This window comes from Gammaproteobacteria bacterium (genome assembly GCA_019911805.1).
Classification (GTDB): domain Bacteria; phylum Pseudomonadota; class Gammaproteobacteria; order Thiohalobacterales; family Thiohalobacteraceae; genus JAHJQQ01.
In genome coordinates, this window is sequence record JAIOJV010000053.1 from 27,948 (window position 1) to 48,553 (window position 20,606).

Consider the following 20,606-nt stretch of genomic DNA (forward strand, 5'->3'; position numbering starts at 1 on the left):
CCACCCGCACGCTGCTGTTGGGCGCTATGGCGCTGCTGAGCTGGTCGCTGGCTGCCGCCGGGATCCGCGTCACCGACGATGTTGGCGTCACCCTGAATCTGCCCACGCCGGCCGAGCGCATCGTCAGTCTCACACCGCATATCACTGAATTACTGTTTGCCGCCGGCGCCGGTGACCGTATCGTCGCCACGGTCGCGTACAGCGACTACCCCGAGGCGGCGCGCACCCTGCCGCGTATCGGTGATGCGACGCGCATCGATCTCGAGCGTCTGCTACTGCTCCAGCCCGACCTGGTGATCGCCTGGGGCAGCGGCACGCCGGTGCGGATGCTCGATGGGGTGCGCCATCTCGGTCTGCCGCTGTTTCTGTCCGAACCGCGGCGCCTCGCTGCAATCGGTGAGCAACTGCGCCTCTTCGGGCGTCTGGCCGGGACGGTGACAGCCGCCGAACAGGCGGCACTGGATTACGAACGCCGTCTTGCCGGGCTGCGGCTGCGTTACATCAATCAACCGCACCGGCCGGTATTCTATCAACTCGCCCTGCAGCCCTTGTTGACGGTGAATCGCGCCCACATCATCAACGACGTACTGACGCTGTGCGGTGGTGACAACGTGTTCGCGGACCTGGCAACGCTGACGCCGCGCGTGGCGGTCGAGGCCGTCGTCGCCGCGCAGCCGGCGGCGGTGGTGTTCGCGCTGTACCCGGGCGAGGACGCCACCGCCACAGAGGCCTTCTGGCACCGCTACGGTCTGCCGGCGGCGACCCGCTTCATTGCCGTTCCCGGCGATGTCATCCACCGCCCCACACCGCGTATCCTCGATGGCACGGCGCAGATCTGTGCCGCACTCGCCCGTCCCTTCGATTGAACCCGCCTGTGATTGATGTGCAAACAGCTCTTGGCCACGGAAACACACGGGGCAACACGAAAAATGGGGCTGTGACGGGTTTTACATTCCGTGTGCTTCCGTGTGTTTCCGTGGCCATCGGTCCGGGTGCGTACGGGTTACGGTTCGGCCTTCACGGGGCACCGCTTCAAGGCGTCGTCGGCGTCGATCCGCGCACATGCCGCCACAGTACCTCGCCGCCATCGGCGCGCGCCAGCACACGGGCGATCACGAACAGCAGGTCGGAGAGACGGTTGAGGTACGCGATGACGGGCGCGTTGACGCGCTCCGTGCGCGCCAGGCTCACCACCCGGCGCTCGGCGCGGCGACACGTGGTGCGCGCCACGTGCGCGGTCGCGGCGGCGGCGTTGCCGCCGGGGAGGATGAATTCCTGCAGCGGCGGCAGGGCCGCATTCAGCGTGTCCAGTGCCTGTTCCAGGCGTGTGACATGGTGGTCGTCGATGGCCTGATGGCCCGGGATGCACAGCTCACCACCGAGGTCGAACAACTCGTGCTGTGTTTCGGTGAGCGTCGTGTGGATGTCCGCCGGCACCGCCATCTGCGCGAGCAGCAGGCCGATGTGGCTGTTCAGTTCGTCGACACTGCCGAAGGCCTCGACCCGTAAACTGTCCTTGGGTGTACGCGAACCGTCGCCCAGGCCGGTGTCGCCGGCGTCGCCGGTGCGGGTGTAGATCTTGGAAAGGCGGTTGCCCATGGGGCCTCCTTGGCGCTTGTGAATAGTTCCCCGGCCGTAGCGAGGCGCTCAGTTGAGCTGGAATACCACGTCTACCTGGAAGCGCCGGGTACGGTCCAGATAACGGTGCGCGTCGGTGAACGGCGCGATGGCCTGCACGGCGCGGAAGGCGGCCAGATCCAGCGAGCGTACACCGCTGGAGTGACCGATGTTCAGGTCGTCGATGCTGCCGTCCGGGGCGAGGCGGAAATCGATGCGGGCGGCACCCTCGCGGCCCAGGCGCAAGGCACCCTGAGGATAGCGCTTGTGGCGGTCGATGGCCTGGTGCAGCAGCGCGGCGAGTTCCAGCCAGGCGGCCTCGGCGGCAGGCCCGGTGTCATGTACGGTGTCATGCACGGTCGACCCGGCCGTCTGCGGGGCCGCCTCCGGAGGTACCGTACCCGCCGCCACCTGCGGCGCGGCCTGGGGTACGGACTGGGGCGCAGCAGGGCCCGGTCGGTCCGACGGGCCCGACGGACCTGGCACTGCCGCGACGGCTGCCGTCGCCCGTCGTGCCACGCGCTCGGGCGGTACGCCGGGGCGCAGCCTGTCGACGGGCGATGCCTGCAGGGGTTGTGACGGCGGCGGCCGGTCCGTGGCGACCCGCTGCGCGGCGTCATCCACCGCAACCGCCCCCACCTGACTCACCTGGATGCGGATCGGTACGGCATGCGCCGCGCCCGCTCCCGGCGGTTGGCGGACGGCATCCGGCCACGCGGTCAGCAGCAGTGCGTGCAGGACCATCGAGGCGCACAGCCAGGGCAGAAAGGACGGGGTGCGCGTCGGCCAGTGCATGTCAGAAGCGGTAGCGGGCGGTCAGGAAGGCACGGCGCTCGGGTGCCGGGTAATAGCCCGTCGCCTCCACCGGCCAGGGATCGAAGGCGCGCACGGCGATGTCGCTGTAGCGCTTGTCGGTGAGATTGTCGACCCGCAGCGTGAACGTCCAGGCCGTCCGGCGGTAGTCGACGCTGGCGTTGTAGACAGTGTAGCCCGGCAACCGGTCGAGCGTGTTGGCATAGTCGCCTTGCGGGACGCGCTCGCTGCTGTATTGGGCCTCGCCGAAGACGTGCCAGGCGTCGGTGAGCCGGTAGTCGGCATTCAGGCTCAGGGTGTGCTCGGCGACGAAGGGGATGCGGTTGCCGGCGAAGGTGCCGTGGTCGAATTCCGCAGCGACATAGCCGTAGGCACCGCCCAGGCGCAGGTCCGCGGTCGCCTGCAGGTGGCCATCGAGGATCAGACCGTCGCGGCGGGTCGGATCGAGGTTGGTGTTACCACCGAAGCCGAACGAGGCCGATGGGTCGTAGGCGATCTCGTTGTCCAGATCGAGCCGATAGACGCTGACACGGAGATCGTGGCCGTTGCGTCGCCACTCGGCGCCGAGTTCATAGGACGCGCCGGTCTGGGTCTCCAGCACGGTGACGGTCGCATCGGTGTTGGTGTACTCGTCGACCTTGGGGAAGCGCAGCACCTCGTCGCGACGCGCGAACAGCCGCCAGTCCTCGGTCAGGGTGAACGACAGACCGGCGCTGGTGACGAATTCGCTGTCATCGATCGAAGTCCCCGCCGGGAAACTGAACGAATCCGTCAGGTCATTCTCGACCTGCGCATGGCGCGCGCCCACAGTCGCACTCAAGCGCGGTGTCAGCGGGATCACGCCCTGCGCGTACAGGCTGCGCTGGTCCTGCCGGTTATCGGTGGTACCGAAGGGCGAGGTGATCTCGTAGTCGGTGCGGTCGAGATCGGCGCCCAGGGTGAGCAGCAGCTCGCCCGCATCCAGGGGCAGCGCGCCGATCAGGCGCGGCGTGAAGCCGAGGTGGTGGCGGTCCTGGGTCACCGGCAGGTTGGTCAGGATGCTCGTGGCATCGGAGCGCCGGTCGGTGAGTTCGGCCTCGAACTGCCAGTCCGCACCCAGCGCCTGTGCCATCCCCAGGCGCGTGACGTGGCTGCGGCTGTCGCTGTAGTCGTTCGGGTAGCGCGTCTGCCTGCGGTCGGCGGCGACCTGGTCGGCGAAGAGCGCGCCGGGCAGGTTGAGGTTCTCGTCGATCGCCTGGTGCTCCAGGAACACCGAGCCGCCGGCCTGATGTCGATAGTCGAGCCGGCCGAAGACGTTGGTGTATTCCTGGCGGTTGTTGTCGCGGTAGTTGTCGCTGCTGCGCGTCTCGGCGCTCAGCCGATAGGCCAAGCCGGTATCGCTGGCGTCGGCGATGGCGCCACGCAGTTCGCGACCGTCGAAGCTGCCAGCGCCCGCGCTCACCTCGGCCGAGAAGGTCCGTGGTACGCGGGTGATGATATTGATGACGCCGCCGACCGCCTGGTCGCCGAACAGTACGCCGGCACTGCCGTGGATGATCTCGATACGCTCGACATCTTTGAGCGCGATGCTGTTGAGATCCGGCGCCGCCAGATCGGAATTGTTCAGCCGCCGACCATCCACCAGAATCAAAGTATTGGCCGCAGCGTTCTCACCGAAACCGCGCATGCCGATGACGGCGCGGCTGCCATCGCCATAGGGGTCGCTGAGCTGCACACCGCCGCGCCCGCGCAGCACCTCGGTGATCTGGCGCGCGCCACTGGCCTCGATCTCGGCGCGGTCGATGATGCTGATCGCCGCCGGGGTCGGCACGCTGCTCTGCAGCGAGCGCGTGGCGCTGACCACCACCGGCTCGAGGCGGACGGCGCCTGCGGCATGCAGGCTGGAACTGCTCAGAATGAAAACGATCAGGCTGGCGTGGCCGCCGGTTGACTTGAACATCGTGCCGCTCTCCCTGTAGTGCGCACACCCGCGCGCATGGTGAAGGGCACGGTGTCGGGGGCAGGGAAATCGGGTTGGAGGAGACCGGCTCGCCCAATGCATCGCCCCCCGCGACACCGTACTCGGGTTGGCTTCGGGCCGGTCTCCGGGCTCGCGAGGGGGAGCGGACTCCCGGGCGCATCGCCTTCCCATGTCTGCATGACACAGTGGCCGATGATGTGCCTTGACTCGCTTACCGTTGCGGGGGCAGCGCCGGGATTGATCTCTTGCCTGTCTGCAAAAGGTCGCACCGGCTTCCCGTTTCATTCCGCGGACGATGGTCCTTGGAACACCAGAAGCAGTTGTGACGGGGCGCGACTCTACGCCGGGGTTGGGGGAGGGTCAAGCGGCTGCACTACCGTTCCGTCGAGGGGCCGGTTACACTGCGGGCAGCCGCCGGATCGGTATCCAGAGCTCCAGAGACGCGCGCCATGTCCCGTACCGCCGCAACCGCATCGCCTTTCTGGGTGTCTTTCAAGGGCACCTTCTATGGTGCGCTGCGCTGGCCGCAGCTCGACGGGTTGTGGGAGGCGTTACGCAACGATGCCGCGGGGGGCTGGTTCATCTATGCCGTCGGCACCGAGCCACCGACCGAGATCGTGGGGCCGGAAAAACTCCGCGAATTCATCACCGAGATCGACACGCTGCTACGCCGGGAGCACGACGAGGATTACTGTGGCATCGTCTACGCGGATTCCTTCGAGCAGCCGAGCTTCGTGAAGATCTTCGATCCGAACAACCTGGGGGTGTCCTGCGGCTACAGCGACAACCCGCCACTGCCGGGCTGGATACTCTCCAAGATCCCGCCCATCGACCTCCAGGCGCCGAGCCTGCCGGGCAACCGTCGCCGCTGGTGGCAGCGCCTGTTCGATTAGCCGCTCCGGCAGCAGACGCTGTGTCGCCGGTGTCCGGCCTCTGTAACCGTTCCGCCCGTCTTTCAGCCGCAATCGCGCTTCCAACCGGCATCGAGGTCGATACCCAGCTCCTCGGCCACGGCGATCCAGCGCGGTTCGGCCTCGCAGCAGCAGATGTCATGCCAGGCGGGGACGCCTTCATGCATGCTGATGGGTTTCCTGGGTGCGGCACCGGCAGGTGGCGTCTCGTGGGTCGGTTGTGTTTGCTCGTCGTGACGGTTGGCCATGTCTGTGCCTCTCTCGGTTGCACTTATACCTTATTGCGTATAGGCGTAAAGAATGTGTCGTTGTGGCAATGAGTGTGCTGCGCACGTTACGAGGGGAGTCTAGCCGATAATTTCGTTTCGGCCAGCACGGCGTCGCGCCGTACGGCCTGCTCAGTCGCGGCTGCGGGTGGCGATGGGTGCACGGCATGCCCTCCACCAGCGCCCGGGGGTCAGCGCGGCAGCCACGCCGGCGGGTCATCGCTCACCTGACGCAGTGCCTGCCCATAGAGTGTCTCGAGCCGTGCGGTCTGCAGCACGTCGCTGCAGGTGCCGGCATCGATCTGACCGTCGCCCCGCAGCAGCAAGGCATGATCCGCGCAACGCGCGGCGAGATTGACGTCGTGCAGGACCATGACGACCGTCTTGTGTCGTGTCCGGGCCAAACGGGCCAGCCGATCCAGCAAGGCGACCTGGTGACGCAGGTCGAGGTGATTGGTCGGTTCGTCGAGCAACAGGATGTCCGGGTCCTGTGTCAGCAGGGTTGCCACGGCCAGGCGCCGCCGTTCGCCACCCGACAGCGTGGCGACGTCGCGGTCGTCCCAACCGGCCAGTCCCACCTGCTGCAGGGCCGCTTGAGCCAGTTGCATGTCCGCGGCGGTTTCCCAGCCCCAGATCGAACTGTGTGGATGCCGGCCCAGCAAGGCCGTTTCCAGCACGGTCGCGGGAAACGGATCATGGCTGTCCTGCGGCAGCAGGCCGAGGTGCCGGGCGATATGGCGGCGTGATTGGTGTTGCAGCGATATGCCATCGAGCCGCACCTCACCCTGCTGGGGGTCGCGCACGCCGGCGAGGGTATGCAGCAAGGTCGTCTTGCCGCTGCCGTTGCGGCCGAGGACGACCCAGCACTCGCCCGGTGCGAACGTCAGCGTCAGTCGGTGGCAGACGTCGACTCGGCCGATGCGCACGCCCAGTCCGTGCAGACTCAGGCCGTTCATGCGCGCACGTCGGCGTGGCTGCGCAGCAGCAGGAACAGGAATACCGGGATGCCGATGCCGGCGGTGAGGATACCGACCGGCAGCTGCTGCGGTGCCCACAGCGTACGTGCCAGCAGATCGGCAGCGATGAGCAGCGCGCCGCCGCCAAGGGCGCACGCCGGCAGCAGGATGCGCTGATCACGTGCGCCGGCCAGCCGCAGCAGATGCGGCACGATGAGACCGACGAAGCCGACGCTGCCGGCGAGCGTCACCGCGCCGGCCGTACCCAACGCGGCGAGCAGGTAGAGCGTAGCGCGCAGCGGCACCACCGCGACGCCGAGCGTCTGTGCCTGCAGTTCGCCACGCGCCAGCACGTTCAGCGGCCGCGCCAGCGCCAGTCCCACGGACAGCACGACGAGCAGCAGTGCCAATGCCGGCCACGGCACCTCACCGGTGACCAGATCGCCCATCAACCAGAACAGCATGCCGCGCAGGTTGTGCTCCGGTGCGATCGTGAGGATGAAGGCGATCGAGGCGCCCCAGCCCGCGGCGAGGATGATCCCGGTGAGCAGCAGGCGGGCGGGCGCCCAGTCACCGTCGCGGCGCGCCAGGCCGAAGACCAGCACGGTCGCGAGCAGGGCGCCGAGGAAGGCGCCGCCGTTCAGCCACGCACCGGAGAGGCCGGCGAGCATGGCCAGCAGGGCACCGACCGCCGCACCCCCGGAGGTACCCAGCACATAGGGGTCGGCGAGGGGGTTGCGCAGCAGTACCTGCAGCAGGGCACCGCTCACGGCCAGCAGGGCCCCGACGGCGAAGGCGCTGAGTGCGCGCGGCAGGCGCAGCGCGAGTACGATGCTGCGCTGCGGTTCGTCGCCCGCGCCGGCCAGGATGCGCAGCACCTCGGCCAATGGGATCGGCGCACTGCCGATGGCGAGCGCGGCACCGAAACCGGTGAGGCTCAGCAACAGCAACAGGCCGATCAGCCGCCCCGACGGGTGCTTGGCTGCAGGCATGACTCAGTCGGCCGGCCCGGCCCAGCCGTGGCGCAGCGTCATGATCGGCCAGCCGCGGGTGTGCGCATGGTGCGCGAGGGTGGCGTCGGGATCGACGGCAACGGGGTGGGTGACCCGCTCCAGCAAGGGCAGGTCGTTGTGTGAGTCGCTGTAGAACCAGCTGCCGTCGAGATCGTCTTGTTGCTCGACCAGCCAGCGCTCCAGACGCTGCACCTTGCCGGACTGGAAGCAGGGGATGTCGGTGCTGCGTCCGGTGTAGCGTCCGTCCTGCATCTCGGCCTCGGTGGCGATCAGGTGGCGGATGTCGAAGCGCGCCGCGATGGGCGCAGTGATGAACCGGTTGGTGGCGGTGATGATCACCGGCGTGTCGCCGGCGGCGCGGTGGCGCTCCACCAGGGCGCGGGCATCGGGCAGGATGATCGGATCGATCATGCGGACGAGGAAGTCCTCGCGCCAGGCGTGCAGACGTTCCGGTGGATGCTCCGCCAGGGGCTGCAGCGAGAAGGCCAGGAAGGCCTCGATATCGAGCTGGCCGGCCTTGTACTGATCGTAGTAGCGGCGGTTCTCACGCTCGTAGTGCTCCCTGTCGACGATGCCTTGTTCGACCAGAAACCGGCCCCAGAGATAATCGCTGTCGCCACCCAGCAGGGTGTTGTCGAGGTCGAACAGGGCCAGGGCCACGTTGCAGCGCTCCACGGTCGCTTGGGAAGGCGCCAAGGATAGTGGTCGCCGCCGACGAGGTAAACGCGTGCCCGGTATTTGCCGCCGGACGCGTATCTGTGGGAGAATCGAGACATCGGGTCATTCTGTATTTTAGGTGTTCAAGTGATTGATTCAGACGGATATCGTCCCAATGTCGGCATTGTCCTGAGCAATCAGGACGGTGACCTGCTATGGGCGCGTCGTGTCGGTCAGAATGCCTGGCAGTTTCCGCAGGGCGGGATTCACAGCGACGAGATGCCGGAAGAGGCCCTGTTCCGCGAGCTTGCCGAAGAGGTGGGGCTGTATCCCGGACAGGTTCAGATCCTTGCCCAGACGCGTGGCTGGCTGCGTTACCGTCTGCCGGACCGGTATATCCGCCACGGTACCCGGCCGCTGTGCATCGGTCAGAAGCAGGTATGGTTTCTGCTACGGTTGATTGGTGACGAGCGCGATGTCTGTCTGAACAGCTGCGAGCATCCCGAATTCGACTGCTGGCGCTGGGTCGATTACTGGCACCCGCTGGACGCGGTGGTGGCCTTCAAGCGCAAGGTCTACCAGCGTGCACTGAGCGAATTTGCCCCGTTGCTGTTTCCAGGGGGAGCGCCGCCACTGCCGCAATCCCTGCGCCACCGCTAGATGGCAGGCCGGACAATCCCTCACCCCGGGGCCCCACCGTTGGCGCGGCCGCGCCGCGCCGCTGCGGTGACCTGATACCGTGGCCGCCTCCATGCTCGATGTGTTGCGGCGCATCATCGTCGAGGTGAATGCAGCACCCGATCTGAATCGGGCGCTGAACATCATCGTGCAGCGGGTGAAGAAGGCCATTCGGGTCGACGTCGCGTCGGTCTATCTCAGCGATTTCCGACTGCAGCAGTATATCCTGATGGCGACCGACGGTTTCAGACCGGCGGCGGTCGGACGGGTGCGGTTGAGCTTCGGCGAGGGTCTGGTCGGTGTGGTGGGGGAGCGTGCCGAGCCCCTCAATCTCGAAGACGGTCCGCAGCACCCACGCTATCGTCGCGTCGTCGAGACCGGCGAAGAGCCCTATCACGCCTTCCTGGGCGTGCCTATCATCCAATACCGCAAGGTGCTGGGGGTGCTGGTGGTGCGCCAGCGCGCCGTGCGCAAGTTCGCCGAGCAGGAGGTGACCTTCCTGGTGACCCTGGCCGCGCAGCTGGCCGGCGCCATCAGCCACGCCGAGGCCAGCGGTGGTTTCGCCCAACTGCTCAAGGACGTCGGCGGCGCCGCCTTTCAACTCAAGGGGCTGCGGGGCGCGCCGGGTGTGGCCATCGGTTATGCCCAGGTGGTCTATCCGCCGGCCAATCTGGATGCGATCCCCGATCGCAGCATCACCGATCCGGCCGCCGAGGAGCTGGCCTTCCGTACTGCGGTCGCCGATGTGCAGCGCGAGATCCGCGCCCTGTCGCGGCAGATGGCGAATTCACTGCCAGCGGAAGAACTGGCGCTGTTCGATGCCTACGCCATGATGCTGGGCAGCGACGATCTGCTGGAGGGGACGGTCCGGCGCATACGGGCCGGCAACTGGGCCCCGGGCGCGTTGCGCGAGACCATCGCCGACCATGTACGGATCTTCGAGGAGATGGAGGATCCCTATCTGCGCGAACGCGCCACCGACATTCGCGACTTGGGCCGGCGTCTGCTGCTGCACCTGCAGGCGGAGTCGCCGGCACCCAAAGTCGGCGGCAACGGCCGCATCATCCTGGTGGGTGACGAAGTGGCGGCTGCACATCTCGCGGAAGTACCGCCGGAGCAGCTGGCCGGTGTCATTTCGGCGCGCGGCTCGGGGTCCTCGCACGTGGCAATCCTGGCGCGCGCGCTCGGCATCCCAGCGGTGATGGGCGTGGCGGACCTGCCGGTCGGCCGGCTGGAGTCGGAGCAGCTGGTGGTCGACGGCTACGGTGGCCAGATCTTCGTCCGGCCGACGGCCGCCGCGCTGGCGGAATTCCAGCGCCTGGAACAACAAGAGGAGCAACTGCGCGCCGGTTTGCAGGAGCTCACCCACCTGCCGGCGGAGACGCCGGATGGCGTACGCATCCCGCTGTATGTGAATACCGGCCTGCTGGCCGACATCACGCCGTCGGTGCGCAGCGGTGCGGAGGGCGTCGGTCTGTATCGGACCGAGGTGCCCTTCCTGGTACGCGATCGCTTTCCGGGCGAAGACGAGCAGATGCAGATCTACCGGCAGCTCCTGGAGGGTTTCGCGCCACGGCCGGTGACACTGCGCACCCTGGATATCGGTGGTGACAAGGAGTTGCCCTACTTCCCGGTGCGTGAGGACAATCCGTTCCTCGGCTGGCGCGGCATCCGCGTCACCCTGGACCATCCGGAGATCTTCCTGACCCAGCTGCGTGCCATCCTGCGTGCCAACAGTGGTCTGAACAACCTCCGGCTGATGCTGCCCATGATCAGCGACGTCGGCGAGGTGGACGAGGCACTGGCACTGATCCACCGTGCCCATCAGGAGCTGCTGGAGGAAGGCGAGTCCGTCAGTCTGCCGCCGATCGGGGTGATGATCGAGGTGCCAGCGGCGGCCTATCAGATGGATGCACTGGCGCAGCGGGTGGCATTTTTTTCGGTCGGTACCAACGACCTCACCCAGTATCTGCTTGCCGTCGATCGCAATAACTCGCGCGTCGCCGAGCTCTATCGCACGCTGCACCCGGCGGTCATCCGGGCGCTGGTACAGATCGTCGAGGGCGCGCACCGCAATGGCAAACCCGTCGCTGTGTGCGGCGAACTGGCCGGCGATCCGGCCGCCGCCATCGTGCTGTTGGGGCTGGGCGTCGACAGCCTGAGCATGAGCGTCGGCAGCCTGCCGCGGGTGAAATGGGTATTGCGCACGATTTCCTGTGCGCGGGCGCGGGTATTGACCGAACAGGCACTGCAGATGGAGTCGGAGATTGCCGTCCGCACCCTGCTCAACAACGCCCTGGAAGAGGCCGGCCTGGGCGGTTTAGTGCGGGCCGGGCGCTGATCCGCCACAGCTTGCGTGGCCTTCCCGAAGCCTCCTGCACCTACCGTGGTCCGCGACACTGTCCTGGCGCGGACACGGGGCGTCGTCTCAACATGCACCTCGATCACCTACACGGCATACCCCGGTCTTGCATGCGCGCAATCGGTTTCGGCGGCAGGTCAACACCACGATAATGCCATTGACAATCGTTCTCATTTAGATTTAAATGCTGGCACAGGAGGTGGCCAGCCATGTATGTCTGTCTGTGCAAAGGTGTGACCTGCGGGGCGATCCGCACGGCGGTGACTCATCAGGGGGCCGCCAGCCTGCGTGATCTGAGTCGCGATCTCGGTGTCGCCACCCAGTGCGGCAAGTGCGCCCGTAGCGCACGGCAGGTGCTCGACGACGCACTCGGCGCCAGCCGTACCGGCGGCTGCAGCGGCCAGGCCGCGGGGGTCGCGGCCTGAGTGTTCTCCGCGATCTGCTAGACTCCAACCCACTTCCAGCCCCTCGGTGTGCGCTCGCTGATTGCGGCCGCGCGGGCTGCCCAACACGTCTGGCATCTCTCTTACAGGAGGCATCATGAAGGGCGACACCAAGGTCATCGACTACCTCAACAAGGCCCTGCGTAACGAACTGACCGCTATCAACCAGTACTTTCTGCATGCACGCATGTACGAGAACTGGGGGCTGAAAGAGTTGTACGAGCATGAGTACCACGAGTCCATCGACGAGATGAAACATGCCGATGTACTCATCAAGCGCATCCTGTTTCTGGAGGGGCTGCCCAACCTGCAGGATCTCGGCAAGCTCAAGATCGGCGAGAATACACCCGAGATGCTGCGCTGCGATCTGGAACTGGAGCGGGAAGCCGTGCCGCTGTTGCGTGACGCCATCGCCCATTGCGAGACGGTGCGTGATTACGTCTCGCGTGAGTTGTTCGAGGACATCCTCGAGAGCGAAGAGGGGCATATCGACTGGTTGGAGACCCAGCTGGAGCTGATCGAGAAGATCGGCCTGCAGAACTACCTGCAGTCGAAGATGTAGCGCGGGCCCATTGCGGCCCAGGCCGCATCAACGCTTGCGCTTGAGCCAGATCAGTACACCGCTGGCAGCGAGGAAGAGCATGAGCAGCACTGCGGCATCCATGACCCAGATCCCATAAGGCCCGAAGACGCGACCGCTGTGCAGATCCAGCAGTACGCGCTCCCATGGCAGGACGCGGCCACGGAAGGTGTGCTCCAGCGCCTGGCGCCGCTCCGGCGCCAGGGTTTGCGGTTGTGCCCAGGTGATGTCGTGCGCTGCTGACGGCAGCCGTTCCCAGTGGATGAAGTCGGTATCGGGACGATAATATCCCGCGCTGGCCGCGACCACCGGCCGGCCCTCCTGATCCCGGCCCAGGCGCCGCAGGCCGATGGGTACGCCGTCGAGGGCGGTCAGGTCGGCCAGCAATTCACCCTCCGGCCCGGTCAGCAGCAGATGATCGTCCACGGCCGTGATCAGCATATCCTGAATGGCCTCAGCGCCGATCAGCTGGTGATATTCGCCGGCCAACGGCTGGTCGCCGATATACAACTGCCGACCAAGCAGCGTGACGGGTGCGAGCGGCGTGGCATAGGCCGTAGATGTCTCCGGTGCGCGGATACCATACCAGTCCAATACCCAGGCCGACCGCACGAAGCGCGCGTCGAGTTGCAGTTCTTCGGTGTGATTGAGCGCGATCCCGGTCAGCGCGAGCACGACGACCAGCAGCGCCGCCAGCAGCCCGGTGTAGCGGTGCCACACATACAGCGATTTGAGTTTGATGCGGTGCTTTCTACGGTGTGGCATGGGCGGCCGGTATCTGCTGGTGAAGGTACAGGGCCAGCCGCGCGAGCCTGGTCAGCGCACGCACCGACAGTGTGGCGCCCGAGATGCCATCGATCGGACCGTCCAGGTTGCGGTCAACGGTCAGTCCCAGGTGGGCGAACTGGTCGGTGAAGAAGTCATGGCGCACCTCCCAGCCGCGGCTTTCGCGGAAGACCAGTACGTGCATGCGCTCAATGCGCCCGGCAGCGACGACGATGCCGGTGGTGATGGGCTGCTCCTTACCGATCTCCTCGAGGATCCAGGCGCTGCGCGCGTCACGATACCAGTAGCGTACCCGCAGCTGTGCCGGGTCGTGCCCCAGGATCTGCTTGGCGGTAGCGCGCACCGTGCCGGTGAGCCACAGGACCTCGGGCGCGGGGACGTCACCCGCAAACACCTCATGCAGGAAGTCCTCGGGACTCTGATAGACCTCGGCCCAGGCACGGGGGACGGTCATCAGCAGCGCGATGAGCAAGGCGGGCACGAAGAAGAGTCGGCTCATGCAGGTTTCTCATAATGAAACTTTTCAACACGGAGGCGCGGAGGCACAGAGTTTTCCAGCATGGAATCCTCTCTGCATTTTCTTTGTGCCTCTGCGTTGAGCAGATCCATACAGTGGAATTTCCTTAAAAGGCAAATACGATTTTTGGGATAAAGACACGGGGTGCGGTAGCCCGCACCCCGTGGATAGCCCTGGTTCAGCTGCCTGGCAGCGGTGTCAGAACTGGTAGCCGATACCCAGGTTGAAGCCCTTCTGTTCCTTGCCGTCGTCGTTGTCCTGGATCTGATAGTCCGCCTTCAGTACGACGTCCGGATGCGGCCAGAAATTCACGCCGACATCGATCTGTTTCTTTTCACTGTCGATGCTGTCACCGGCGGCATTGTCCCAGAGGTTATAGCGTGCGAACACGCCCCACTGCTCGGTGAATTTGAACGACGGCTCGATATACCAGCCGAACTGTTCATCCGCGCCGACGGCCGCCGGCCCACTGCCGTTCAGGTCCCAGCGCGCGTAGAGGGCGCGCAGGCCGAACGGCCCCTTGCCGATGATCGTGTGCAGCTCGTACAGATTGGCGCTGCCGGCGGCGGCGTCCAGCCCTTGGCGGATGTCGGTCTGGTGCTGGACGGTGCCGGCGATCTCCACGCCGGGCATACCGGTCCATTTCAGACGCGCGGTGTAGGCCAGATCCGAGGCATCGGCCTCGCTGGTCTTCTGGCGGCCTTTACGCACCGCGTAGCTGGCGTCGGTGATGTTGAGGCCCTCGTGCACGCCGGCATCGTAACTGAAGCCACGACCGAGCTCGCCGCTCAGCGCCGCGCCGCCGGCCCACCAGGTGGTGGGGATGATGTTCTTCTCGACCGGGTTGCGCTCGACGCCGTAGAAGGTGGGTGGTTCGTGGGTCTCGTTCAGGATGCCCACGGGGATGAGAAAGATACCGCCCTTGGCGCGGTGCCGGTCATTGAGGTCGAATTCGAGATAGGCCTGCTCCAGTTCGACCTCGCCCTTCTGGCCATCGCCGGCGACGCTGTGCTCCAGCTCGAGTTCGGAGAACAAACGGATGCGGTCGTTGAACTGATGACTGAAGAACAGCACGAAGCGGTGGAAGTCGAGTTCGTCCTTGTCGCTGGCGCCGCCCTTGCCTTCCAGGTTGTTGTAGTGCAGCTCGCCGTAGCCACCGATGCGGGTGCGCTCCGTCCAGCTGGCGCCGCCACTGCCCGACTTTGTGGCGGCGACCTGCTCCAGGGCGTCGCCCGTGGCCTCGACCTTCTGGTCGGTCTGGTTGATCTGGGATTTCAGCGCCTCGATCTGTTTTTGTTGTTCCTGGATGATGCGCCACATCTCGTCGGTGGAGGGTGGTTCGGCGGCAGCGGCGCTGCCAATGAACAGGGTCATGGCAGCGGCCAGCCCCAGGTTCAGCGGGGTGTTGGGGTTCATAGTGCGCGATTCCTCGAAGTTTTGGTTTGGAGTCTGCCGCTGGCCGGTGGAGCGAATGGCGGTCCGGTACGGCTGCGAGGAATTATACGTATCGAAATGGCGAATGCAAACGATTCGTATTCACATATTCAGATATGAGGAGGCTGATGATTTGCGTGTCTGGGCAGGGCAGCGGGGATGAGGCGCCATCAGAACGGCTTGAGGACCGCCAGCAGTACCACAGCGACCAGGATCAGGGCCGGGAACTCGTTGAACCAACGATAGAAAACATGGCTGCGGCGATTGCGGTCGGCGCGGAAGTCGCGCACCAGCCTGAGGCAGTAGAGGTGATAGGCGATCAGGGCAATGACCAGCACCAGCTTCAGCGGCAGCCAGAACGTGCTGAACAGGGTCTGCCACTGGTAGACGAACAGCAGCCACAGACCGAAGAAGCCGGCCGCCAGTGCACCAAGGGTCATGATGGCGTAGAGCTTGCGCTCCATGATTTTGAAGCGGGTGTTGCCGGGTTCATCGGTGCAGTCGGCATGGTAGACGAACAGGCGCGGGAGATAGAACAGGCCGGCAAACCACGTCACGACGAAGATGATGTGCCAGGCCTTCACCCAGAGCACGTGGGCCTGCCCCGTCAGGTGCCGAGCATGGCGCGGATCTGCGCCCGCACGTCGGCCATTTCCATTTCGCCGATCTTCTGCCGCACGATGCGCCCGTCCGGCGCGATCAGGAAGGAGGTCGGCGTCAGGCGCACGTCGCCGAAGGCGCGCGCAGCCTCGCCTTTGCTGTCCAGGGCAATCGGGTAGGGGATCTGCCGGGCGTCGCGCATGGCGAGCACATGATCCGGCGGGTCGTAATCCATTGCCACGGCCACCAGTTGCAGTCCCTGCGGAGCGAAGTCCCGGTAGAGCTCGATGAGGTGTGGGATTTCCTTTACGCACCCCGGGCAGGACGTGGCCCAGAAGGTGACCAGCACCGGCTTGCCCCGCAACCCGGCCAGGTTGATCTCATTGCCGTCGATCGTACGCAGGGCGACCTCGGGGGCCCGCTTCAGGCCCTCGGGGGACAGCCAGACGTAGGCCAGTGCGCCCACCAGTACCAAGGCAAACAATCCCAGAAGAATATCTTTCGTTTTCATGTCCGCTGTTCGTCACGACTCGGTTTGGACAGGGGCGCTATCGCCACCTGCGAGTGGGCGCCTGCGGGCGTCAGTCATGTGACCGACGGGGCGGCGAGTGCCCTTCAGGCCCTGCCAGATCTACACCAGCAGCCAGATCATCGTTCTCACAATGACCGCCAGCTACCCCGGAAACCACCAGGGGTCATACCGCGCCGACAACTCCCGCTCACCGCGACCGGTGGTTCAATGCCGCTGGCTCAGGCCGCTGTGTTCAGGGTCGGCGCGTCGGTCTGGATCGGGCCCATCCGCCAAGTGTGCCCTGTCGGTGGGACCGTAGCAATCCGGCCAGGTTCCGTCGGGGCAGCTGTACCGCGTTCCCGTGCCTGGAGTCGCATGCCCGCAGACCGTATTATTGAAGGTTCTGGACGTTGCTATTCGGGGAGCATCACCATGATCAGAGTCGGTGTGGTCGGGGGCACGGGGTATACGGGAGTCGAATTGCTACGTCTGCTGGTCGGGCATGGGCAGGTCGAACTGCGCGTCATCACCTCGCGTTCCGCCGCGGGCATGGCGGTGACAAACATGTTCCCCAATCTGCGCGGATACCTCGATCTGGAATTTTCCGCACCCGATGCGGCCACCCTGCAGGGCTGCGATCTGGTGTTTTTCGCCACACCCAATGGCACCGCCATGCAGATGGTACCGGAACTGCTTGCGGCCGGCGTGCGGGTGGTCGATCTGGCCGCCGATTTCCGCTTGCGTGATCCTGCAGTGTGGGAACAATGGTACGGCATGCCTCATGCCTGTCCGGAACTGCTCGCCGAGGCGGTCTACGGCCTGCCAGAGGTGCAGCGTGAGCGTATCCGTTCGGCACGCCTCGTGGCCAACCCGGGTTGCTATCCGACGGCAGTGCAGCTGGGTTTCCTACCGTTGATCGAGCAGGGGCTGGTCGAGCGTGCGACCCTGATCGCCGACGTCAAATCCGGTGTCAGCGGCGCTGGTCGCAAGGCCAGCGTCGGTACACTCTTCAGTGAGGCGGCTGACAACTTCAAGGCCTACGCCGTGCCTGGCCACCGGCACCTGCCGGAAATCCGTCAGGGGCTGACAGCGGCTGCGGGCGAGATGGTCGGCCTGATTTTCGTTCCCCACCTCACACCCATGATCCGGGGTATCCACGCCACCCTGTATGCGCGCCTGATCGGGGAGCCGGACGACCTCCAGGGTGTTTTCGAGCGGCGCTATGCGGCCGAACCCTTTGTCGACGTCATGCCGGCCGGCAGCCACCCCGAGACCCGTAGCGTGCGTGGCGCCAACCACTGTCGGATCGCCCTGCACCGCCCCCAAGATGGCGATACCGTCGTGATCCTGTCGGTTATTGATAACCTCGTCAAAGGTGCAGCCGGCCAGGCCGTGCAGAATATGAACCTGATGTTCGGGCTGCCGGAGCGGGCGGGTCTGGATGGGGTCGCGCTTTTGCCCTGAGGCGTGACGGTGGCCCGAATGTTGCCTGCGGCTTAGACGTGGATGTGAATCGTAAGGAAATCCTGATCTATCGGACATGGAAGCTGCGGCTCGCGGTGACGCTGATGGTGGTCATCGCCGTCGTTGGCGGTTGGGAGCTGTATCAATTCGGCCGCTCCCGGGCGGGCGGTGATCTCGACGCACTGTACGCGGAGCGGGAAGGCCTGCAGGCCCAGCTCGGTGAGTTGGACCGGCGCAATGCGGCGCTGGAGCGGCAGATCGCGGTCCTGGAGCGGGCGCGGCAGATCGACCAGCAGGCGTATGCGGTGTTCAAGCAGGAGCGTTCCGGCCTGCAGGACCAGCTGCTGGGGCTGCGTGAGGAGTTGGCGTTCTACCGCGGCGTAATGTCCCCGGGTGAGGGCAAGGTCGGCCTCCATGTCCAGGATTTCGACCTCCAGCCGGCCGTGGGCGCGGCGCGTTACCGCTACCGTTTCGTGCTGACGCAGCCGGGACGCCGCGATCAGACCGCCAAGGGTGTCGTGCACCTGTCCGTGGAGGGCATCCAAGAGGGGGTGGCGCGGCGCCTGGGGCTGGCCGAGATATCCGACGCGGGCACTGAAGATATTCCGTACCGCTTCCGCTACTTCCAGTCTGTTGAGGGGAATCTGCAGCTGCCCGAAGGCTTTCTGCCCGAACGGGTGACGCTGCAGGCGGTGCCCGCAAATGCGCCGCGCCTGCCATTGGAGTGGAGTTTCGATTGGCCGTCCGCCAGCGGTGGTCCGGCCGAGGAGGAAGAGTGATGTGGGGACGGGGCAAGAAGGCAACGAACACCAGAATCGGTACCTTGATTGGGAGGGACACCGAGATCGTCGGTGATGTCCGCTTCAGCGGCGGCCTGCACATCGATGGTTCCGTCAAGGGCAACGTCATAGGGGCTGGCGACGATGCGGTGCTGATGGTGAGTGAGCACGGCCGGATCGAGGGCGAGGTCCGCGTGCCCGATGTAATTCTCAACGGGGCGGTGAGCGGCGATGTGCACGCGTCCGGCCGTATCGAACTGGCACCTCAGGCCAAGGTGAACGGTAATGTCTATTACAGTCTGATCGAGATGGCCATGGGGGCCGCGGTCAACGGCAGTCTCGTGCACCAGGCGGCCGTGGCGGCGGTAACCGGTGTGGAATCCCGCAAGCCGAGTGCGGAAGAGGTGCCGGCCAGCATCGTCCGGGGTAATTCTTGACTGTAATAGTCAACAACCGGATAATGCCAGCAACGTTCATTCACCCGTATTTTGCTGGAGATGTGACCATGGCAGAGACTGCAACCAGTGTTGAAATGGAAGCCCCGCTGATCTTCACCGAGGCTGCGGCGCTCAAGGTCAAGGGCCTGATCGAAGAGGAATCCAACCCGAACCTGAAGCTGCGCGTATTCGTATCGGGCGGCGGCTGCTCGGGCTTCCAGTACGGCTTCACCTTCGACGAGGCCACTAACGACGGCGATACCGCCGTGGAGCAATGCGGTGTGACGCTGCTCATCGATCCCATGAGCTTCCAGTATCTGGTCGGCGCGGAGATCGATTATAAGGAAGATCTGGAAGGCGCACAGTTTGTGATCCGCAATCCCGGCGCGACCACCACCTGCGGCTGCGGCTCGTCATTCTCCGCAGGCTGATCTGCTTTCTCCTCTCCGTGCAACAGGGACGCTCCGGCGTCCCTTTTGCTTGCAGGGCTCGCTGTCACGGGCGTATCCCCATTTGTTATGCTTGGCGCCACCTCGCGCGGCGGTCCTGAAACGGCCCAGTGGCCCGCGCAAGCCAAGAGGAGTGACAATGAACGAATACCTGCCCGGCCTGGAAGGCGTTCCGGCGACCAAATCCAATATTTCCGATCTCGACGGCAAGCGCGGCATCCTCACGTATCGCGGCTATCGAATCAAAGATCTTGCCGAACACAGTACGTTCGAAGAGACCTCATTGCTGCTCCTGGACGGCAGGCTGCCTACACCCGAGGAGTTGGCCGAATTCGATCAACAGATCCGCGCCAACCGCATCGTGAAGTACAACATCCGCGAGATCATGAAATACCTGCCGTCTACGGGGCACCCGATGGAGATGCTGCAGGCCTCCATCGCCTGCCTGGCGATGTTCTACCCAGGGGACGAGTGTCTGACCGAGCGCGCCAAGTGTCCGGATCTGGACTATGTTCACAACGTGTCGGTGAAGATTCTGGCGCGCATGGCGACGCTGGTGACCACTTGGCAGCATATCCGCTCCGGCTACGATCCGATCCAGCCGCGCAAGGATCTGTCCTATGCAGCCAATTTTCTGTATATGTTCCACGGGGAGGAGCCTGACCCGCTGCTCGCCCGCATCCTCGACGCCTGTCTGATTCTGCATGCCGAACACACCATCAATGCCTCGACCTTCGCAGCACTGGTCGCCGGTTCGACGCTGACGAGTCCGTATCTGGTCGTCGCCGCGGGCATCGGCACGTTGGCAGGGCCGTTGCATGGGGGAGCCAATCAGAAGGTCATCGAGATGCTGCAGGAGATCGGTTCGCCGGGCAACGTCAAGCCCTGGCTGGACAAGAAACTCGGCAACAAGGAGAAGATCTGGGGCATGGGTCATCGCGAGTACAAGGTGAAGGATCCGCGCGCCACCATCCTGCAGAAACTCATGTTGGACCTGATGAAACGCCGCAACGGAAGCATCGGCCCGATGTTTGAAACGGCGCTGGCGCTGGAGGCCGCCTGCGAGGAGCGGCTGGCCGCAAAAGGCGTCTGGGCCAATGTCGATTTCTATTCGGGGATCCTCTATACGGAAATGGGCATCCCCTCCGACCAGTTCACCTCCATCTTTGCGGTGGCGCGCTGCGCTGGCTGGCTGGCGCACTGGCGCGAGCAGCTCAAGGATAATCGTATATTCCGTCCGACGCAGGTGTACACGGGCGAGCAGGAACGCGATTACATTCCGATAGCGGAGCGCGCCTGATTGAGGGGCGCCCCCGGTTCTCCGGATGGATGTACGACAGCGACTCGTGCCGGGCGCGGGCCCGCAGATCGTG

At 65.2% G+C, this 20,606-nt stretch carries 23 protein-coding genes and 1 riboswitch; of the genes, 11 read left to right on the top strand and 12 right to left on the bottom strand.

Going from position 1 to position 20,606, the window contains the following annotated elements; translation table 11 throughout:
• Nucleotides 1-26 precede the first annotated feature (26 nt).
• Nucleotides 27-866, top strand: a complete 840-nt coding sequence (locus K8I04_06490; protein MBZ0071358.1) for a helical backbone metal receptor — start codon at nucleotides 27-29, stop codon at nucleotides 864-866.
• Nucleotides 867-1,032: 166 nt separating this feature from the next.
• Here the strand turns inward: K8I04_06490 and K8I04_06495 are convergent, their stop codons facing one another.
• Genes K8I04_06495 through K8I04_06505 form a run of 3 tightly spaced genes read right to left on the bottom strand, consistent with a single transcriptional unit; the run spans nucleotide 1,033 to nucleotide 4,369 of the window.
• Nucleotides 1,033-1,599: a cob(I)yrinic acid a,c-diamide adenosyltransferase gene (locus tag K8I04_06495; GenBank protein MBZ0071359.1), complete on the bottom strand. Its 567-nt coding sequence runs from the start codon at nucleotides 1,597-1,599 to the stop codon at nucleotides 1,033-1,035.
• A 48-nt stretch (nucleotides 1,600-1,647) separates the two neighbouring features.
• Nucleotides 1,648-2,412, bottom strand: a complete 765-nt coding sequence (locus K8I04_06500; GenBank protein MBZ0071360.1) for a TonB family protein — start codon at nucleotides 2,410-2,412, stop codon at nucleotides 1,648-1,650.
• A 1-nt stretch (nucleotide 2,413) separates the two neighbouring features.
• A complete protein-coding gene (locus tag K8I04_06505) occupies nucleotides 2,414-4,369 on the bottom strand; it encodes a TonB-dependent receptor (GenBank protein MBZ0071361.1) in 1,956 nt (651 codons plus the stop codon).
• 118 nt (nucleotides 4,370-4,487) lie between these two features.
• Nucleotides 4,488-4,720: riboswitch (cobalamin riboswitch) on the bottom strand.
• Between the two features lie 119 nt (nucleotides 4,721-4,839).
• Between K8I04_06505 and K8I04_06510 the strand changes: the two genes are divergently transcribed.
• Entirely contained in the window at nucleotides 4,840-5,283 is a 444-nt protein-coding gene (locus K8I04_06510; protein ID MBZ0071362.1) for a hypothetical protein, read from the top strand.
• 62 nt (nucleotides 5,284-5,345) lie between these two features.
• Here K8I04_06510 and K8I04_06515 read toward each other — a convergent pair whose 3' ends face one another.
• The 4 genes from K8I04_06515 to K8I04_06530 form a co-directional block, all read right to left on the bottom strand.
• Nucleotides 5,346-5,549 (bottom strand): hypothetical protein, encoded by a 204-nt coding sequence (locus tag K8I04_06515; protein MBZ0071363.1) that lies wholly within the window; start codon nucleotides 5,547-5,549, stop codon nucleotides 5,346-5,348.
• 209 nt (nucleotides 5,550-5,758) lie between these two features.
• Nucleotides 5,759-6,523, bottom strand: a complete 765-nt coding sequence (locus K8I04_06520; protein ID MBZ0071364.1) for an ABC transporter ATP-binding protein — start codon at nucleotides 6,521-6,523, stop codon at nucleotides 5,759-5,761.
• Nucleotides 6,520-7,515 carry an iron ABC transporter permease gene (locus K8I04_06525; GenBank protein MBZ0071365.1) on the bottom strand — a complete coding sequence of 332 codons (996 nt, stop codon included), beginning with the start codon at nucleotides 7,513-7,515 and terminating at the stop codon, nucleotides 6,520-6,522. The genes K8I04_06520 and K8I04_06525 overlap by 4 nt, the downstream gene beginning before the upstream one ends.
• A 3-nt stretch (nucleotides 7,516-7,518) precedes the next feature.
• Nucleotides 7,519-8,196 (bottom strand): HAD-IB family hydrolase, encoded by a 678-nt coding sequence (locus K8I04_06530; GenBank protein ID MBZ0071366.1) that lies wholly within the window; start codon nucleotides 8,194-8,196, stop codon nucleotides 7,519-7,521.
• Nucleotides 8,197-8,340: 144 nt separating this feature from the next.
• Between K8I04_06530 and K8I04_06535 the strand changes: the two genes are divergently transcribed.
• The 4 genes from K8I04_06535 to bfr all read left to right on the top strand — a co-directional run bounded on the left by K8I04_06535 (nucleotide 8,341) and on the right by bfr (nucleotide 12,238).
• A complete protein-coding gene (locus K8I04_06535) occupies nucleotides 8,341-8,853 on the top strand; it encodes an RNA pyrophosphohydrolase (GenBank protein MBZ0071367.1) in 513 nt (170 codons plus the stop codon).
• Nucleotides 8,854-8,944: 91 nt separating this feature from the next.
• On the top strand, nucleotides 8,945-11,212 hold the full coding sequence (gene ptsP / locus K8I04_06540; GenBank protein ID MBZ0071368.1) for a phosphoenolpyruvate--protein phosphotransferase: 2,268 nt from the start codon (nucleotides 8,945-8,947) through the stop codon (nucleotides 11,210-11,212).
• A 230-nt stretch (nucleotides 11,213-11,442) separates the two neighbouring features.
• Nucleotides 11,443-11,658 (top strand): (2Fe-2S)-binding protein, encoded by a 216-nt coding sequence (locus tag K8I04_06545; protein ID MBZ0071369.1) that lies wholly within the window; start codon nucleotides 11,443-11,445, stop codon nucleotides 11,656-11,658.
• A gap of 115 nt (nucleotides 11,659-11,773) precedes the next feature.
• The gene (gene bfr / locus K8I04_06550) at nucleotides 11,774-12,238 is read left to right on the top strand and encodes a bacterioferritin (GenBank protein MBZ0071370.1); all 465 of its coding nucleotides are present in this window, start codon (nucleotides 11,774-11,776) and stop codon (nucleotides 12,236-12,238) included.
• A gap of 27 nt (nucleotides 12,239-12,265) precedes the next feature.
• Here bfr and K8I04_06555 read toward each other — a convergent pair whose 3' ends face one another.
• The 5 genes from K8I04_06555 to K8I04_06575 all read right to left on the bottom strand — a co-directional run bounded on the left by K8I04_06555 (nucleotide 12,266) and on the right by K8I04_06575 (nucleotide 16,104).
• Entirely contained in the window at nucleotides 12,266-13,021 is a 756-nt protein-coding gene (locus K8I04_06555; GenBank protein MBZ0071371.1) for a PepSY domain-containing protein, read from the bottom strand.
• Entirely contained in the window at nucleotides 13,008-13,541 is a 534-nt protein-coding gene (locus tag K8I04_06560; protein ID MBZ0071372.1) for an FMN-binding protein, read from the bottom strand. The genes K8I04_06555 and K8I04_06560 overlap by 14 nt, the downstream gene beginning before the upstream one ends.
• 216 nt (nucleotides 13,542-13,757) lie before the next feature.
• A complete protein-coding gene (locus tag K8I04_06565) occupies nucleotides 13,758-14,975 on the bottom strand; it encodes an OprO/OprP family phosphate-selective porin (protein ID MBZ0071373.1) in 1,218 nt (405 codons plus the stop codon).
• A gap of 188 nt (nucleotides 14,976-15,163) precedes the next feature.
• The gene (locus K8I04_06570) at nucleotides 15,164-15,586 is read right to left on the bottom strand and encodes a CopD family protein (GenBank protein ID MBZ0071374.1); all 423 of its coding nucleotides are present in this window, start codon (nucleotides 15,584-15,586) and stop codon (nucleotides 15,164-15,166) included.
• A gap of 14 nt (nucleotides 15,587-15,600) precedes the next feature.
• Entirely contained in the window at nucleotides 15,601-16,104 is a 504-nt protein-coding gene (locus tag K8I04_06575; protein MBZ0071375.1) for a TlpA family protein disulfide reductase, read from the bottom strand.
• Between the two features lie 432 nt (nucleotides 16,105-16,536).
• Here K8I04_06575 and argC point away from each other — a divergent pair, with 432 nt between their 5' ends.
• The 5 genes from argC to K8I04_06600 all read left to right on the top strand — a co-directional run bounded on the left by argC (nucleotide 16,537) and on the right by K8I04_06600 (nucleotide 20,533).
• Nucleotides 16,537-17,568: an N-acetyl-gamma-glutamyl-phosphate reductase gene (gene argC / locus K8I04_06580; GenBank protein ID MBZ0071376.1), complete on the top strand. Its 1,032-nt coding sequence runs from the start codon at nucleotides 16,537-16,539 to the stop codon at nucleotides 17,566-17,568.
• Between the two features lie 44 nt (nucleotides 17,569-17,612).
• Nucleotides 17,613-18,347, top strand: a complete 735-nt coding sequence (locus K8I04_06585) for a hypothetical protein (GenBank protein MBZ0071377.1) — start codon at nucleotides 17,613-17,615, stop codon at nucleotides 18,345-18,347.
• Nucleotides 18,347-18,784, top strand: coding sequence for a polymer-forming cytoskeletal protein (locus K8I04_06590; protein MBZ0071378.1), 438 nt, complete (start codon nucleotides 18,347-18,349; stop codon nucleotides 18,782-18,784). The genes K8I04_06585 and K8I04_06590 overlap by 1 nt, the downstream gene beginning before the upstream one ends.
• Nucleotides 18,785-18,852: 68 nt before the next feature.
• Entirely contained in the window at nucleotides 18,853-19,215 is a 363-nt protein-coding gene (gene erpA / locus K8I04_06595) for an iron-sulfur cluster insertion protein ErpA (GenBank protein ID MBZ0071379.1), read from the top strand.
• Between the two features lie 157 nt (nucleotides 19,216-19,372).
• On the top strand, nucleotides 19,373-20,533 hold the full coding sequence (locus K8I04_06600; GenBank protein ID MBZ0071380.1) for a citrate synthase: 1,161 nt from the start codon (nucleotides 19,373-19,375) through the stop codon (nucleotides 20,531-20,533).
• Nucleotides 20,534-20,606 lie beyond the last annotated feature (73 nt).

What these genes read in the sequence shown, in the direction of transcription:
- K8I04_06505 (MBZ0071361.1), bottom strand. Translation starts at nt 4,369, where the DNA reads ATGTTCAAGTCAACCGGCGGCCACGCCAGCCTGATCGTTTTCATTCTG.
- K8I04_06490 (MBZ0071358.1), top strand. Translation starts at nt 27, where the DNA reads ATGGCGCTGCTGAGCTGGTCGCTGGCTGCCGCCGGGATCCGCGTCACC.
- K8I04_06590 (MBZ0071378.1), top strand. Translation starts at nt 18,347, where the DNA reads ATGTGGGGACGGGGCAAGAAGGCAACGAACACCAGAATCGGTACCTTG.
- K8I04_06495 (MBZ0071359.1), bottom strand. Translation starts at nt 1,599, where the DNA reads ATGGGCAACCGCCTTTCCAAGATCTACACCCGCACCGGCGACGCCGGC.
- K8I04_06500 (MBZ0071360.1), bottom strand. Translation starts at nt 2,412, where the DNA reads ATGCACTGGCCGACGCGCACCCCGTCCTTTCTGCCCTGGCTGTGCGCC.
- erpA (MBZ0071379.1), top strand. Translation starts at nt 18,853, where the DNA reads ATGGCAGAGACTGCAACCAGTGTTGAAATGGAAGCCCCGCTGATCTTC.
- K8I04_06545 (MBZ0071369.1), top strand. Translation starts at nt 11,443, where the DNA reads ATGTATGTCTGTCTGTGCAAAGGTGTGACCTGCGGGGCGATCCGCACG.
- K8I04_06525 (MBZ0071365.1), bottom strand. Translation starts at nt 7,515, where the DNA reads ATGCCTGCAGCCAAGCACCCGTCGGGGCGGCTGATCGGCCTGTTGCTG.
- ptsP (MBZ0071368.1), top strand. Translation starts at nt 8,945, where the DNA reads ATGCTCGATGTGTTGCGGCGCATCATCGTCGAGGTGAATGCAGCACCC.
- K8I04_06575 (MBZ0071375.1), bottom strand. Translation starts at nt 16,104, where the DNA reads ATGAAAACGAAAGATATTCTTCTGGGATTGTTTGCCTTGGTACTGGTG.
- argC (MBZ0071376.1), top strand. Translation starts at nt 16,537, where the DNA reads ATGATCAGAGTCGGTGTGGTCGGGGGCACGGGGTATACGGGAGTCGAA.
- bfr (MBZ0071370.1), top strand. Translation starts at nt 11,774, where the DNA reads ATGAAGGGCGACACCAAGGTCATCGACTACCTCAACAAGGCCCTGCGT.
- K8I04_06515 (MBZ0071363.1), bottom strand. Translation starts at nt 5,549, where the DNA reads ATGGCCAACCGTCACGACGAGCAAACACAACCGACCCACGAGACGCCA.
- K8I04_06560 (MBZ0071372.1), bottom strand. Translation starts at nt 13,541, where the DNA reads ATGAGCCGACTCTTCTTCGTGCCCGCCTTGCTCATCGCGCTGCTGATG.
- K8I04_06510 (MBZ0071362.1), top strand. Translation starts at nt 4,840, where the DNA reads ATGTCCCGTACCGCCGCAACCGCATCGCCTTTCTGGGTGTCTTTCAAG.
- K8I04_06520 (MBZ0071364.1), bottom strand. Translation starts at nt 6,523, where the DNA reads ATGAACGGCCTGAGTCTGCACGGACTGGGCGTGCGCATCGGCCGAGTC.
- K8I04_06565 (MBZ0071373.1), bottom strand. Translation starts at nt 14,975, where the DNA reads ATGAACCCCAACACCCCGCTGAACCTGGGGCTGGCCGCTGCCATGACC.
- K8I04_06555 (MBZ0071371.1), bottom strand. Translation starts at nt 13,021, where the DNA reads ATGCCACACCGTAGAAAGCACCGCATCAAACTCAAATCGCTGTATGTG.
- K8I04_06600 (MBZ0071380.1), top strand. Translation starts at nt 19,373, where the DNA reads ATGAACGAATACCTGCCCGGCCTGGAAGGCGTTCCGGCGACCAAATCC.